Origin of the sequence: Streptomyces sp. SN-593 (assembly GCF_016756395.1) — a bacterium.
GTDB classification, from domain to species: Bacteria; Actinomycetota; Actinomycetes; order Streptomycetales; family Streptomycetaceae; genus Actinacidiphila; species Actinacidiphila reveromycinica.
Genome location: NZ_AP018365.1, coordinates 5,343,318 through 5,357,264, shown reverse-complemented (window position 1 = coordinate 5,357,264; position 13,947 = coordinate 5,343,318). Strand labels below are relative to the sequence as shown.

The window sequence follows — 13,947 nt, the reverse complement described above, 5'->3', positions numbered from 1 at the left end:
GGACGGGCGTGTTCGGGGCCCGCGGGCGGCCGGACGGCTTCCGACGACGACGATGGGGATGTGGACGTGGCGGGTGTGGCGCGCTGGTGCTTCCGGCACAAGTGGTGGGTGGTCCTGCTGTGGACGGTCGCGCTGCTGACCGTGGGCGGGGCCGGCCGGGCGGCCGGTGACGCGTACTCCAACGCGTTCTCGCTCAAGGGCACCGAGTCCGCGAAGGTGCTCGACCTGCTGGGCACGGCGGTGCCCGAACAGTCGGGCGAGGCCGACACGGTGGTCTGGCACGTGGACTCCGGTTCGGTGCGGGACGCCTCGGTACGCCAGCGGATCACCCCGATGCTGGCCCGGGTCGCGCACCAGAAGGACGTCGGCGCGGTGGCCGGGCCGTACGACGCGGCGGGCGCGGCGCAGATCAGCAAGGACGGCCGGACCGCGTACGCCACCGTGACGTACACCAAGCTCGGCGGCGAACTCTCCAACGCCCAGGCGCAGTCGCTCATCGACACCGCGCACGCGGCACGGGCGCCCGGTCTGCGTGTCGAGGTGGGCGGCGCGAAGCCCGCGCAGGCCGAGCAGCCGCTGCCCGAACTCGCCGAGGGCATCGGCATCGCGGCCGCCGGGGTGGTCCTCTTCTTCGCGCTCGGCTCGCTGTTCGGCATGCTGCTGCCGATCATCACCGCGCTGTTCGGCATCGGCATCGCCTCGTCGGCGATCATCCTGCTCAGCCACGGCATGGACGTCGCGGACTTCGCACCGGAGCTGGCGACGCTGGTGGGCCTGGGCGTCGGCATCGACTACGCGCTGTTCATCGTCACCCGGCACCGGCGGGCGATCCTGCGCGGCCGCAGTCCGGAGGACGCGGCGGTCGTCGCCCTCAACACCTCCGGCCGGGCGGTGCTGTTCGCGGGCGGCACCGTGTGCATCGCGCTGCTGGGCATGTTCACCCTGCGGCTGACCTTCCTCAACGGCGTCGCCGTGGCAGCGGCGTTGACGGTCGTGATCACCGTGGCGGCGGCGATGACGCTGCTGCCCGCGCTGCTCGGCCTGCTCGGGATGCGGGTGCTCAGCCGCCGGCAGCGGCGCGCGCTCGCCGCGTCGGGGCCGCGGCAGGAGTCGGCGGCCGGCGCGGCGGCGCGCTGGTCGGGCTTCCTCCAGCGCCACCCGCGCTCGCTGGCGGCGGTGGCGGTCGTGGTGATGGCGACGCTGGCGATCCCGGCGCTGTCGCTGCGGCTCGGCTCCTCCGACCAGGGCAACAACCCGACCGGCACCACCACCCGCAAGGCGTACGACATGCTGGCCGACGGCTTCGGCCCGGGCTTCAACGGCCCGCTGACGATCCTCGCCGAGGTGCCGTCCGCCGGCGACCAGGCGGCCCTGGACGGCCTGGTGACGGCGCTGCGCTCCACCCACGGCATCGCCTACGCCGCGCAGATGCCGACCGCGCGCGGGCAGAAGGTCGCGCTGGTGGAGGCGGTGCCGACCACCTCCCCGCAGGACAAGGCGACCTCCGACCTGATCGACCACCTGCGCGACGACGTGGTGCCGGCGGCCGAGCGCGGCAGCACCATGCGGGCGTACGTCGGCGGCCAGACCGCGATGTTCGAGGACTTCTCGACGGTGCTGTACGGAAAGCTGCCGCTGTTCGTCGGGGTGATCATCGCGCTCGGCTTCGTGCTGCTGCTCTTCGCGTTCCGCTCGCTGGTGGTGCCGCTGACCGCCGCGGTGATGAACCTGGTGGCGGCCGCGGCCTCCTTCGGGGTGCTGGTCGCGGTCTTCCAGTGGGGCTGGGGCGGCGCGCTCGCCGGGCGGGCCGGACCGGTGGACGCGTTCCTGCCGGTGATCATGCTGTCGCTGCTGTTCGGGCTGTCGATGGACTACCAGGTCTTCCTGGTCAGCCGGATGCACGAGGAGTGGGTGCACACCCGGGACAACGCGCGCGCGGTGCGGGTGGGCCTGGCGGAGACCAGCCGGGTCATCAACTCGGCGGCGGTCATCATGATCTGCGTCTTCGCGGCCTTCGTGCTCAGCGGGCAGCGGGTGCTGGCGATGTTCGGCATCGGGCTGGCCGGGGCGGTGGCACTGGACGCGTTCATCCTGCGCACCGTGCTGGTGCCGTCGCTGATGCACCTGTTCGGCCGGGCGAACTGGTGGCTGCCGCGGTGGCTGGACCGGCGGCTGCCGCACCTGGCGGTGGAGCCGGCCGAGGAGTCGGCGGCGCCGGAGGCGGTGGCGGTCGCCGCGGTGCCCGGCGCCCGGTCGCCCGGCGACGCGTCAGGGCCGTACCCGGGCGGGGGCGGCGGAAGCGGCGGCACGGGCCCCGGCTGCGGGACGGCCGCGGGCGCGCTGGTGCGCGGGCGGGTGACCGGCGCGGCCGGGCTGCCGGTGCCGCGCGCCGAGCTGACCCTGATCGCCGCGGACGGCCGCCAGGCGGCCCGGGCGCGGGCCGCCGAGGACGGGGCGTTCAGCCTGCCGGCCCCGGGCCGCGGCCCCTACGTCCTGGTGGCGGGCGCCCCCGGGCACCACCCGCAGACCGCGAGCGTGCTCACGGCGGGCGGCGAGGTGGACTGCGACCTGGTGCTGACCGGCACCGGCTCGCTCACCGGCACGGTCCGCCGCGCGGACGGCGCGCCCGTGGAGGACGCGAAGGTGATCCTCCAGGACGCCGACGGCCACGAGGTCGCCGAGGTGCGCACCGCGAAGGACGGGTCGTACGCCTTCGGCAACCTCTATCCGGGCAGCTACACCCTGCTCACCATGGGCTACCCGCCCTTCCCGGCAGCCGTCCGGATCACCGACGACGACCGGGACGGCGACGGCGACGTGGACCTCGAACTGGCCCACTCCGACTGACCCCGCCCCCTCCTCGAAGGGCCCGGCCTCCGCCCCCGCGGCAGGCCGGGCCCTTCGGCGTCCACGCAAGGGCGGGAAGCGCAGTTGTCCACGGGGCAGCGCAGAACGGGCGGGGGTGTGGGCGGACGGGCACCGCTGCCGCAGAGGGCAGACGTCAATTACTCAGATGAGGCTGTTCTGCTTGGCCCAGGGAATGAGCTGGCCGGGCTGACAGGGATAGCGCATCCCGGTCCCGATCAGGGCGTCGACGAACGTGGTAGCGACGTATTCCGTCGTGCGCCCTTCCCCCACGGCCTCGGCCACGATCCGCAGCGAGCCGCAGACGCCGATTCCGTACCGACGTCCGATCCGGCGTGCGTCACCGTCATCGATGACCGCAACCGCCCCGTGCACATCCGCCCAGGCAAGAACCGTCGCCTCACCCTGGTTCGACTTCTGACCCGATACGCGGTCCATCCAGACGACCAGTTGGTTCAGCTCGTCGAGATCGTCAAGGTGCACCACGTCGAGCCAGTCCAGGCCGTCGAGTTTCAGTCCGTGACGAGTGATCTCGTGGCGAACCGTCTGAGTGGTGACGTTGTGCCGCAGCCCACCGCTCCAGGTGCGAGCGAAGTCGTGCAGCACATCGGTCTTGTCCGCCTTGATGGCGTGCAGAAGGGGCGAAGCGTCCCACACGAGTACAGGTCCCGTGGAAACCGTTAAGGAGGATTGCGCGCTCACGGCAGTTCGTCCTCCAGTTCACGGCTGGGGAGTTCGTCCTCGCCGATGGCACCGTAGAGCAGTTCGACGGCTCTCGGCGCGGTAACGGCGCCGGCCGACCAGGCCGAAAGCGCTGCCTTGCGCCACTGCGTACCGGTGGTCCCGGTCTCCAGATCGGGCACCGGTTGGCTACCGTGGGCGGCGAGGAAATCACCGCGTCGCGGTATGTCCGCCTTATGACGACGGGCATCCGTGGCATCGATGCAGCCCATGCGCCGGGCGCGGTTGACGACCGCGCTCCATGACACGCGGTAGCGCGCAGCGAGATCCAGCAGGACCGCCCGGGCATGCGTCCCCGTTTCGGTCGCCGCCCAGGCCAACCGGATGTCCTCCGCGGGCAGCAGGAACTCCTCGGCGAAACGGTCGATGAGCTGCTCGCGCTCGTCCCGCCCAGCCGCGACGCCCGCATCGCTGTGGTACTCGTCCTGCAGCAGGTGGTGGCCCAGTTCGTGGGCGGCCGTCCATCGGCGACGGCCGGGCTGGGGCTCGCCACTGATGACGGCGACACCGTACCCGTCCTGGAGAAGAGAGGCGCCTTCTCCCGACTCGTCGACGACGGTCAGGTACAGACCGAATCTCTCGAGCACGTCGGCCAGTCCGCCGAGCGGGCCGGAGGAGAACCCGGCGACCTCGCGTGCCGCCCGAGCCAGTCGCACGGGATCGGGCGACACGTCGGAGTCGCGCGTGAGCCCGTCGTCGAGCCGCGTCGGGCGCAGATGGCCGTGTGAGACCAACCAGGCGGCGAAGCGCGCGTGTTCCTCCAGGCGGGCGTCAAGCCGGTATCGGGAGCGTGCGGCGCTGTCGGATGTCTCTTCGAGGGCGGTACGACGTGAGACCAGAGCCTCAAGCGGGCGCGAGAGCAGGTGCGCAAGGGGGACCCCCAATGCGTCGGCCAGCCGGTACAGTTCCAGCGCCGTGATGCGCCGCTCGCCCGCTTCGATGCGGACGACTGCGGTGCGGTCCAGAGCGACTCGCGAGGCGAGGTCGCCCTGGCTTAATCCCGCAGCAAGGCGTGCCTCGGCGATCCGCTCGCCGACCTCTCCCCAGTTCTGCGCAGTTTCCATGTGTGCGATTTTTACACACCCAACGCCGGACGTGCGGATCGGAAATGCGTCAGCGGGTGGCGGTCGGGTGGGGGGTCGGGTGGTCGGGGGACGGGGTCGGCGGGGCGGTGGGGGGCCGGGGCACGTCCTGGGTGCGGCGCAGGGCGCGCAGTCCCCGGACGCCGAGGACGCCGATCGCGGTGCCGAGGACCGTCGAGGTGATCGCCAGCGCGAGGTGGATCCAGAAGTAGGCGGTCGGGTGGGAGTGGTCGCCGTGGTGGAAGGCCAGACCGCTGGCGTCCTTCCACAGGTTCTTCACGAAGGTCGTCCAGACGATCCAGGACCAGACGCCGAAGGCGACCAGGAACCACGAGACGCGGCGGCTGAGCTTCATACGCACCAGTATGGGCGGGGCGTCCCGGGCGACGGAGGCCGGGGGGCGGGGCCGCGGGCGGCCGGCGTGCCAAGGCTCACGTGACAGGGGTGGCACCTGGGGGCGCGGGAGGGCCGCCGGGCCGGGTACGTTCTGCGGGTGGCCAAGACAGTTTCCTCAGCGCTGAAAGCGTCCGCGGCGTCCCTGACCGCCCTCCTGCTCGGCGGAAGCGTGCTGGCCGGCACCGCCCAGGCCGCGCCCGCCGAGGCGAAGACGCCCAGACCGCCCTCGGTGATGTCGAAGGTCGGCGGCGACCGGCTGAGCCTGCCGGGCACCCAGGTGAACACCGGCACGGGCGTGCCCGCTCTTCCCAAGGGCATCACCGCGCGCTCCTGGATCGTCACGGACGCCGAGACCGGCGACGTCCTGGCGGAGAGCAACGCGCACTGGAAGCTCGCCCCGGCCAGCACCCTGAAGATGCTGCTGGCCGACATGCTGATACCCAAACTCCCGGCCTCGACCGTGCACAAGGTGGTGGCGTCGGACCTGAAGGGCATGGGCGAGGGCAGCAGTCTGGTCGGGATCAAGGAGAACCTGACCTACACCGTCAAGGACCTGTGGCTGGGGGTGTTCCTGCGGTCGGGCAACGACGCGGTGCACGTGCTGTCCGCGATGAACGGCGGCGTCCCGGCGACCGTGGCGGACATGAACGCCGAGGCGCACGAACTCCAGGCCGACGACACCCACGTCGTCTCGCCGGACGGCTACGACATGCCCGGCCAGGCCAGCAGCGCGTACGACCTGACGCTCTTCGCCCGCGCCGGGTTGCAGCTCCCCGAGTTCCGCGAGTACTGCTCGACGCTCACCGCGCAGTTCCCCGGCGACTACAAGAAGGTCAAGAACCCGAAGAAGGGCCAGCCTGCCACCACCCGGGAGAGCTTCCAGATCCAGAACACCGACCGCCTGCTCAGCGGTGACTACGACGTGAAGCCGTACCCGGGGATCGCCGGGGTGAAGAACGGCGACACCACGAACGCCGGCGCCACCTACACCGGGGTCGCCGAGCGCGACGGGCGCAAGCTGCTGGTCACCGTCATGCACCCGGACCCGAAGTCGGGCCACAACGCGGTCTACCGCGAGGCGGCCTCGCTGCTGGACTGGGGCTTCAAGGCCGCCCCGACCGTCAAGCCGGTCGGCACCCTGGTGCCGCCGCTGAGCCAGGTCGCGGCCGCCAAGGCGTCCACCGGCCCGGCCACCGCGTCTCCCGGGCGGACCCGGGTGGCGGCCGCGGCTGCCACCTCCTCCTCGTCCTCGCGCGGGCTGTGGACCGCGGCCGGGATCACCGCCGCGACGCTGGTGCTGCTCGCCGCGGTGATCATCGTCGTGCGGCGCCGCCGTCCGCTTCCGTCCGCGGTGGCCGCCAGCGGTGCGAGCCGGAACCCGGAGCAGTCGCGGGTCCCGCGGCCGACGCCGGACCGGGGGACGCCGCCGGGGGCTTCGGAGCAGGAGACGTCCGATCGGGAGCCGGCCGGTCAGGAGCCGGCCGCTCAGGAGACGTCTGGTCAGGAGATCGCGGGTCGGCGGCCTTCCGGTCAGGAGCCTCCTGCCGACCGTCCCGCGTCCCGTCGCCGCCGTCCCCGTCCGCCCCGGAGGCACTGACCGTGCCGGACGGCGCCGCCTCGCCCTGCGGCGTCGCCGTCCACGCGGCGCAGTACAGCAGCAGCTTCGCCATGAAGTTCAGCCACAGCAGCAGGGCGATGGGGGTGCCGAACGCGCCGTAGACGCTCTTGCCGGCGACGCCGCGCAGGTAGCCGCTCAACGCGACCTTGAGCACCTCGAAGCCGACCGCCCCGATCAGCGCCGCCGTCGCGACGGCACGGCGGGGCGGCTCCACGCCCGGCAGCAGCGTCAGGACGTAGACGAGGATCAGGAAGTCCGCGACGACCGCGAGGACGTACCCGACCAGGGTGAGCAGCACGCGGCCCGGGCCGTGGTTGTCCAGACCGGCCTGGTCCGCGGTCCAGTTGACCGCGGCGGTGGCGAAGCCGGAGGCGGCCAGCGAGACCAGGACGGCCGCGCCCAGGCCCAGCAGGACCCCGCCGTCGGAGAGCTTGGCCTTGACCGGGTTCCGCTCCTCGTCGTCCTTGTCCCACACCGCCCGCAGGCAGTCGCGCAGCGAGCCGACCCAGCCGATGCCGGTGAACACCAGGGCGGCCGCGGCCGTCACGCCGATGGTGCCGGCGTTGGCGACCAGGCCGTCGATGTCGAGCTTGTCGGCGATGCCGGGGATCTGCTGGGTGATCTTGTGCTCCAGTGTGTCCAGCTGACCTTGCGACAAGGTCGCGGCGCCGACCGCGGCGACCACCGCGAGCAGCGGGAAGAGCGACAAGAAGCTGGTGAAGGTCATCGCGGCGGCCAACCGCGTCCAGTGCACCGTCTGGAGGTGTGCGAACGCCCGCCAGGCGTGCGTGCGCATCGCCCGCGCGATGCGCGGGCCGATCCACGGCAGCCGGGTCAACCAGTCCATGTCGGGCGGCTACCCTCCCCGGCCGGTCGCACGCCCGCGACCTCGGCGGGCCCCCCGTCCGGACCTGGTCGGACTCGGCCGTCCGGGTGAGCCGCGGGGGCGAACACCAGCGTCCTGGTGCCCCAGAACCGCAGCGCGGTGGCCAGCACCATCCCCACGCCGGCGCCGGAGACCACGTCGGCACGCGCCGAGGTGTGTCCGAGGACGTAGTGCGAGAAGCCGAGGCACGCCAACTGCACCGCGGCGCCGGCGAGGTTCACCGCGAGGAAGGCGCCGTAGCGCCGGGCCCGGCGGCCCCGGGCGGGGCGGCGGCCGCGGTAGGTGCCCAGCGCGTTGCCGAGGTAGGCGACCACGCAACCGGCCGCGAAGGACAGCGCCTTGGCGGTCAGCGGCCCCAGCCCGCCCGGCCCGCGCAGCCACACGAACAGCCCGAGGTCGGCGGCGTAGGCCGCGCCGCCGGCCAGCGCGAAGCCGACCAGCTCCGGCCACATCCCCCGTCGCGCGGCCCGGGTCAGCGGGCGCACGCCCGGCTCCGTGTCGGTCGCCGCCTCACGAATTGACCACCGCGAGCACGTACAGCGCGCTCCAGGCCACCGCGATCACCATCAGCGGGCGGTCGCGCAGCACCACGTCCTCGGGCTCGCCCGCCGCGCCGGCGTCCGCGAACACCGCGTAGCGCAGCACCGACAGGGTGAACGGCACCATCGACAACTGCCGCCAGGGCAGCAGGCCGTGCTCGCCGCCACTGCTCTCCAGCGCCCACAGGCAGTAGGCGAGCACCGCCGCGCCCGCCGCGAGCTGCCACACGAACCGCAGGTAGCCGAGGGTGTACTCGCCCAGCAGCGCGCGGGTCGCGGTCAGGTCGCCGTCGCGCTGCGAGACCAGGACGAGTTCGGAGTAGCGCTTGGCGGCGACCATGAACAGCGCGCCGAATCCGGAGGTGATCAGGAACCAGCGGGACAGGGTGATGTCCAGCGCGAGCCCGCCGGCCATGGCGCGCATCAGGAATCCGGTGGTGACGATCACGAGGTCGACCACCAGCATGTGCTTCAGCCGCAGGCAGTAGGCGAGTTGCATGGCCACGTACGCGGCGAGCAGAGCGGCGGTGTGGCCGTTGCAGGCCAGCGCGCCGGCGGTCGGGGCGAGGACGGCGAGCAGGCCGCCCGCGGCGTAGGCGACCGGGACCGGGACCTGGCCGCTGGCGACCGGGCGGCGGCACTTCACCGGGTGGGCCCGGTCCGCCTCGGCGTCGCGGGCGTCGTTGATCAGGTAGACCGCGGCCGAGCAGGCGACGAAGAGCACCAGCGCGGTCGCCAGCCGTATCGCCTCGCCGAGGTCGAGCAGCCGGGCGGCGGCGAACGGCGCGGCGAGCACCAGCCCGTTCTTCACCCACTGCCGGGGCCGGGCGGCCCGCAGCAGGCCGGCGGCGACGGTCCGGCCGGTGCCGGGCGCGGGGAGCGCCGGCGGCGCCGGCTGCTCGATGACGACGGCGGGTTCACTCATCGCACACCCCTGTGGGTCCAGTCCCGCCCGAGGCGGGCGGTGGTCGCGCCGAGCAGCGCGCCGAAGGCGACATCGGTCGGGTAGTGGACGCCCGCGACCAGCCGGGACACGCAGACCGCGGCCGCGAGCGGGCGCAGCGGGGCGGCCGGGACGAGCGTGCCGAACGCGAGCGCGGCCGCGGCGGAGGAGGCGGCGTGGGAGCTGGGGAAGCTGTGCCGGCCCGCGGTGCGCACCAGGGGCGCGGCGCCGGGCGGCAGTTGCGGGCGCGGGCGGCGCACCACGCGCTTGACGGCCATGCTCGCGGCGTGCGAGGCGGCGACCAGGGTGGTGGCACGCAGCCACGCGCCGCGGCGCGCCGGGTCGGCGGCGGCGCCGGCCAGCCCTGCGGTGAGCCAGAGCGCGCCGTGCTCGCCGGCCAGCGACAGCACGCGCGCCGCGGCGGCGGCACCGGGCCGGCGGCCGCAGCCGCGCAGCAGGGCCAGCAGGTCATGATCCGGGCGGAACACCGGCCGCACCTCCTCGCTTCCTCCGTCGGGCTTGCCGTCCCCCCGGTCGTGCGCGCCGTTCGGTCCCGCCGCACGGGTGGCACGGGTCCTACGGGTCCTTCCGGTCGTACGGGTCGTACGGGTCTGCCGGCCGTGCGGCGCCGCGCCGTACGGGTCCTGCCGGACGGCCCGGCGCATGAGTCATACGATTCGGCCATCGGACTGTGGATCTCTACCGTGCCGCCCGCGCCCTTATCCCTACCGATCGACCGTTACGGTGAGAAAAGCCGCATATCCCGCCGAACCTCACCCAAGAGGGCAGGCCCGCTCCCCCGTCGGCGGTACGTTCACGGACATGCCCGTACCGCCCGCGCCGGCCACCACCTCCGTCACCGGCTGGGGCCGCACCGCCCCGACCACCGCCCGGCTGCTGCGCCCGGGTACGTACGAGGAGGCCGTCGAGGCGGTACGGGCCTGCGACGGCCGCGGCGCCATCGCCCGGGGCCTGGGCCGGGCCTACGGCGACGCCGCGCAGAACGCCGGCGGCGCCGTGCTCGACATGACGGGCCTGGACCGCATCCACGAGATCGACGCCGTGGGCGGCGTGGTCACCTGCGACGCCGGGGTGTCGCTGCACCGGCTGATGGAGGTGCTGCTGCCGCTCGGCTGGTTCGTGCCGGTCACCCCGGGGACCCGCTACGTCACCGTCGGCGGCGCGATCGGCGCCGACATCCACGGCAAGAACCACCACGTCTCGGGCTCCTTCAGCCGCCACGTCCGGGCCCTGGAGCTGCTGACCGGCGACGGCGAGACGCGCCTGGTCACCCCCGAGGCGGACCCCGAGCTGTTCTGGGCGACCGCCGGCGGGATGGGACTGACCGGGGTGGTGCTGGCCGCCACCATCCAACTGCTGCCGGTCGAGACGTCGTTGATGACCGTGGACACCGAGCGGGCCACCGACCTCGACGACCTGATGGCCCGGCTGACCGCCACCGACCACCGCTACCGCTACTCGGTGGCCTGGATCGACCTGCTGGCCCGCGGCGCCCGCACCGGCCGGGCGGTGCTGACCCGAGGCGACCACGCGCCGCTGGAGGCGCTGCCGGAACGGGCGCGGCGCGCACCGCTCGCCTTCCGCCCGCGCCGGCTGCCGGCCGCCCCGCGCCCCGCCCCCGACGGGCTGCTCGGCCGCACCACCGTCGGGCTCTTCAACGAACTGTGGTACCGCAAGGCGCCCCGCGCGCAGCGCGGCCGGCTCCAGAAGCTCGCCACCTTCTTCCACCCGCTGGACGGCCTGCCGGACTGGAACCTCGTCTACGGCCGCTCCGGCTTCGTGCAGTACCAGTTCGTGGTCGGACAGGGCCAGGAGGAGACGCTGCGGTCGGTGGTCCGCCGGCTGAGCACGCGCGGCTGCCCGTCGTTCCTCGCGGTGCTCAAGCGGTTCGGCGCGGGCGACCCGGGCTGGCTGTCGTTCCCGATGGCCGGGTGGACCCTCGCGCTGGACATCCCCGCGGGGCTGCCCGGGCTCGGCGCGCTCCTGGACGAGCTGGACGAGGAGGTCGCGGCCGCCGGCGGCCGGGTCTACCTCGCCAAGGACTCCCGGCTGCGGCCCGACATGCTCGCCCGGATGTACCCGCGGCTGGACGACTTCCGTTCCCTGCGCGCCCGCTACGACCCGCGCGGCGCCATCACCTCGGACCTGGCGCGGCGGCTCGCGCTGTGACGTAGGGAGTTCGCTCATGAAGGACGCGTTCGGGGCTCCCCAGTCCCTGCTGGTGCTCGGCGGCGCCTCCGAGATCGGGCTGGCCACCGCGCGGCGGCTGATCGCCCGCAGGACCCGGCGGGTGCACCTGGCCGGGCGGCCCTCCCCCGCCCTGGACGCCGCCGCGGCCGAGCTGTCGGGGCTCGGCGCCGACGTGCACGTCACCGCGTTCGACGCGCTGGACCCGGGCTCCCACGAGGAGGTCCTCGGCAAGGTCTTCGCCGAGGGCGACATCGACATGGTGCTGCTCGCCTTCGGGGTGCTCGGCGACCAGGCGCGCGACGAGCAGGAGCCGCTGTCGGCGGTGCGGGTCGCCTCGACCAACTACACCGGCGCGGTCTCCTCGTCGCTCGTGTGCGGCGCGGCCCTCCAGCGCCAGGGGCACGGCTCGCTGGTCGTGCTGTCCTCCGTGGCCGGCGAGCGCGCCCGCCGGGAGAACTTCATCTACGGCAGCAGCAAGGCCGGGCTCGACGCGTTCACGCAGGGGCTCGGCGACGCGCTCCACCCCTGCGGGGTGCACGTCATGGCGGTCCGCCCCGGGTTCGTGCGCGGCCGGATGACCGCGCACCTGCCCCCGGCGCCGTTCGCGACCACTCCCGAGGCGGTGGCGGAGGCGATCGAGGGCGGGCTGCGCCGCAGGTCCGAGGTGATCTGGGTGCCGGGCCGGCTGCGCCCGGTGATGGCCGCCCTGCGCCACCTGCCCCGCCCCCTCTTCCGCCATCTCACCGCCGCGCGGTGACCCCTGAGCCCCGGCAACACCACCGGGGAGCGGTCCCTCAGGCGACGGGACGCGGCAGCCGGGTGGGCCGGCCGGCCGCGGCCGCGTGCTGGTGGGGGAGCGGGGGGAGCTCCTCGGTACCGAAGGGGTAGACCCGAAGCTGGCGCCAGACCTCGTCGCGGCCCTGCTCGTAGAGGGCGAATCCGGACGCGGTCCACTCGGCGGCGAACCCCGCCAGCTCGGCCTGTGCCCGGTCCATCGCGTCCTCGGCGATGCCGTGGGCCACGGTGACGTGCGGGTGGTAGGGGAACTGGAGCTCACGGGCGACCGGACCCGACCGCACCTGCTCCTGGAGCTCGCCGCAGGCCGCGCCGCCCTCGGCGATCCGCACGTACACCACGGGCGAGACCGGCCGGAAGGTCGCGGTGCCGTCCAGCCGCATCGTGAACGGCCGTCCGTCCGCGGCGACCCGGGACAGGTGCCGGCCGAACCCGGGCAGTTCCTCGCGGGCCACCTCGGTCGGCGGCAGCAGCGTCACGTGCGTGGGGATCGCGAAGGCCGCGGGGTCGCCGAAGGAGGCCCGCCGGTCCTGCAGCAGCCTGCCGTAGGGCTCCGGGACCGCGATGGACACGCCGATGGTGGTGGTACCCACTGCGTTCACCCCTTCCCGGGTCGCCTCGCCGTCGTACGCTCCGGCCCGGCCGTACGCGCGCGTTCTCCTGCTGTGTGGTGCTTGTGCCCTGCTCGTCCTGCTCAGTGTCGCGCGCACGCGGACGAACCGGACCGCGACGTACGTCACAGCCCGACCCGCCCGGTCCGCGCCGCCGTGCGGGCGGCCGCCGCGTCAGTGCTTCGCCGGGAGGAAGCCGATCCGGTCGTACGCCAGCGCCAGCGTCTCGGCGGCGACGGCCCGTGCCTTCTCTGCTCCCTCGGCCAGAACGGAGTCCAACGTCTCGGGGTCCCCCAGATACTCCTGCGTGCGCTCACGGAACGGTGTGACCCACGCCACGAAGATCTCCGCGAGGTCGGTCTTGAGCGCACCGTAGCCCTTGCCCGCGTACTGCTCCTCCAGTTCGGCGATTCCGGTGCCGGTGAGGGCGGAGTGAATCCTGAGCAGGTTGCTGATGCCCGGCTTCTCCTTTTCGTCGTACCGGATGACCGTGTCGGTGTCGGTGACCGCGCTGCGGAACTTCTTCGCGGACGCCTTCGGCTCGTCGAGCAGGTTGACCAGACCCTTGGCCGTGGCCGCGGACTTGCTCATCTTCGCGGTCGGGTCCTGGAGGTCGTAGATCTTCGCGACCTCGCGCACGATGTGCGCCGCGGGCAGGTTGAAGGTCGCGCCGAACCGCCCGTTGAACCGCTCGGCGAGGTCGCGGGTCAGCTCGATGTGCTGGCGCTGGTCCTCGCCGACCGGCACCGCGTCGGCCTGGTAGAGCAGGATGTCGGCGACCTGGAGGATCGGGTACGTGAACAGGCCGACGGTGGCGCTGTCGGCGCCGTGCCGGGCGGACTTGTCCTTGAACTGCGTCATCCGCGACGCCTCGCCGAAGCCGGTGATGCAGTTCATCAGCCAGCCGAGCTGCGCGTGCTCGGGCACGTGGCTCTGCACGAACAGCGTGCACCGCTCCGGGTCCAGGCCCGCGGCCAGCAGTTGCGCGGCCGCCAGCCGGGTGTTGGCGCGCAGCGTCGCCGGGTCCTGCGGCACGGTGATCGCGTGCAGGTCCACCACCATGTAGAAGGCGTCGTGGGTCTCCTGCATCGCGACGTACTGCCGGATCGCACCCAGGTAGTTGCCGAGGTGGAAGGAGCTGGCGGTGGGCTGGATGCCGGACAGGGCACGAGGTCGCAGGTTGGCCATACCCCCATTCTCTCAGGCCGACCGCCCGGTCCCACACCCCTGGAGCGGCGGCTCGCGGGCCGCCGCGGGGAC

12 protein-coding genes and 1 pseudogene are annotated in these 13,947 nt (G+C 73.5%); 4 read left to right on the top strand and 9 right to left on the bottom strand.

What is annotated here, in order from left to right:
• Positions 1 to 60: 60 nt before the first annotated feature.
• A complete protein-coding gene (locus tag RVR_RS22785; protein WP_202235645.1) occupies positions 61 to 2,847 on the top strand; it encodes an MMPL family transporter in 2,787 nt (928 codons plus the stop codon).
• 162 nt (positions 2,848 to 3,009) lie between these two features.
• Here the strand turns inward: RVR_RS22785 and RVR_RS22780 are convergent, their stop codons facing one another.
• From RVR_RS22780 to RVR_RS22770, 3 genes are read right to left on the bottom strand one after another with little or no spacing between them, the layout of a single operon-like run.
• Positions 3,010 to 3,567, bottom strand: coding sequence for a PIN domain-containing protein (locus RVR_RS22780; RefSeq protein ID WP_202235644.1), 558 nt, complete (start codon positions 3,565 to 3,567; stop codon positions 3,010 to 3,012).
• Positions 3,564 to 4,670: a helix-turn-helix domain-containing protein gene (locus RVR_RS22775; RefSeq protein ID WP_202235643.1), complete on the bottom strand. Its 1,107-nt coding sequence runs from the start codon at positions 4,668 to 4,670 to the stop codon at positions 3,564 to 3,566. The genes RVR_RS22780 and RVR_RS22775 overlap by 4 nt, the downstream gene beginning before the upstream one ends.
• 49 nt (positions 4,671 to 4,719) lie before the next feature.
• Entirely contained in the window at positions 4,720 to 5,043 is a 324-nt protein-coding gene (locus RVR_RS22770) for an SCO4848 family membrane protein (protein WP_202235642.1), read from the bottom strand.
• A 138-nt stretch (positions 5,044 to 5,181) separates the two neighbouring features.
• On the opposite strand from RVR_RS22770, the gene RVR_RS22765 reads away from it, so the two are divergent.
• Complete coding sequence (locus tag RVR_RS22765) at positions 5,182 to 6,681, top strand: D-alanyl-D-alanine carboxypeptidase family protein (RefSeq protein ID WP_430393163.1); 1,500 nt, start codon at positions 5,182 to 5,184, stop codon at positions 6,679 to 6,681.
• Positions 6,682 to 6,712: 31 nt separating this feature from the next.
• Here the strand turns inward: RVR_RS22765 and RVR_RS22760 are convergent.
• From RVR_RS22760 to RVR_RS22745, 4 genes and pseudogenes are all read right to left on the bottom strand, one after another.
• Positions 6,713 to 7,498 (bottom strand): annotated as a pseudogene (locus RVR_RS22760) (YihY/virulence factor BrkB family protein); the annotation flags it as partial.
• A 38-nt stretch (positions 7,499 to 7,536) separates the two neighbouring features.
• Positions 7,537 to 8,040 (bottom strand): GtrA family protein, encoded by a 504-nt coding sequence (locus RVR_RS22755; RefSeq protein WP_202238933.1) that lies wholly within the window; start codon positions 8,038 to 8,040, stop codon positions 7,537 to 7,539.
• A 58-nt stretch (positions 8,041 to 8,098) separates the two neighbouring features.
• Complete coding sequence (locus tag RVR_RS22750; protein WP_202235641.1) at positions 8,099 to 9,052, bottom strand: decaprenyl-phosphate phosphoribosyltransferase; 954 nt, start codon at positions 9,050 to 9,052, stop codon at positions 8,099 to 8,101.
• Entirely contained in the window at positions 9,049 to 9,558 is a 510-nt protein-coding gene (locus RVR_RS22745; RefSeq protein ID WP_237405371.1) for a phosphatase PAP2 family protein, read from the bottom strand. Before RVR_RS22745 ends, RVR_RS22750 begins: the two co-directional genes overlap by 4 nt.
• 334 nt (positions 9,559 to 9,892) lie before the next feature.
• On the opposite strand from RVR_RS22745, the gene dprE1 reads away from it, so the two are divergent.
• On the top strand, positions 9,893 to 11,260 hold the full coding sequence (dprE1, locus tag RVR_RS22740; RefSeq protein WP_202235639.1) for a decaprenylphosphoryl-beta-D-ribose oxidase: 1,368 nt from the start codon (positions 9,893 to 9,895) through the stop codon (positions 11,258 to 11,260).
• Between the two features lie 16 nt (positions 11,261 to 11,276).
• A complete protein-coding gene (gene dprE2, locus RVR_RS22735) occupies positions 11,277 to 12,038 on the top strand; it encodes a decaprenylphospho-beta-D-erythro-pentofuranosid-2-ulose 2-reductase (protein WP_202235638.1) in 762 nt (253 codons plus the stop codon).
• 37 nt (positions 12,039 to 12,075) lie between these two features.
• Here the strand turns inward: dprE2 and RVR_RS22730 are convergent, their stop codons facing one another.
• The gene (locus RVR_RS22730; RefSeq protein WP_202235637.1) at positions 12,076 to 12,669 is read right to left on the bottom strand and encodes a 2'-5' RNA ligase family protein; all 594 of its coding nucleotides are present in this window, start codon (positions 12,667 to 12,669) and stop codon (positions 12,076 to 12,078) included.
• A 192-nt stretch (positions 12,670 to 12,861) separates the two neighbouring features.
• The gene (trpS, locus tag RVR_RS22725; RefSeq protein ID WP_202235636.1) at positions 12,862 to 13,875 is read right to left on the bottom strand and encodes a tryptophan--tRNA ligase; all 1,014 of its coding nucleotides are present in this window, start codon (positions 13,873 to 13,875) and stop codon (positions 12,862 to 12,864) included.
• Between the last annotated feature and the right edge of the window lie 72 nt (positions 13,876 to 13,947).

Excerpts from the sequence above, each read along its gene's own strand:
- RVR_RS22775 (WP_202235643.1), bottom strand. The coding sequence starts at position 4,670 with ATGGAAACTGCGCAGAACTGGGGAGAGGTCGGCGAGCGGATCGCCGAG.
- RVR_RS22770 (WP_202235642.1), bottom strand. The coding sequence starts at position 5,043 with ATGAAGCTCAGCCGCCGCGTCTCGTGGTTCCTGGTCGCCTTCGGCGTC.
- RVR_RS22755 (WP_202238933.1), bottom strand. The coding sequence starts at position 8,040 with ATGTGGCCGGAGCTGGTCGGCTTCGCGCTGGCCGGCGGCGCGGCCTAC.
- RVR_RS22750 (WP_202235641.1), bottom strand. The coding sequence starts at position 9,052 with ATGAGTGAACCCGCCGTCGTCATCGAGCAGCCGGCGCCGCCGGCGCTC.
- dprE1 (WP_202235639.1), top strand. The coding sequence starts at position 9,893 with ATGCCCGTACCGCCCGCGCCGGCCACCACCTCCGTCACCGGCTGGGGC.
- dprE2 (WP_202235638.1), top strand. The coding sequence starts at position 11,277 with ATGAAGGACGCGTTCGGGGCTCCCCAGTCCCTGCTGGTGCTCGGCGGC.
- trpS (WP_202235636.1), bottom strand. The coding sequence starts at position 13,875 with ATGGCCAACCTGCGACCTCGTGCCCTGTCCGGCATCCAGCCCACCGCC.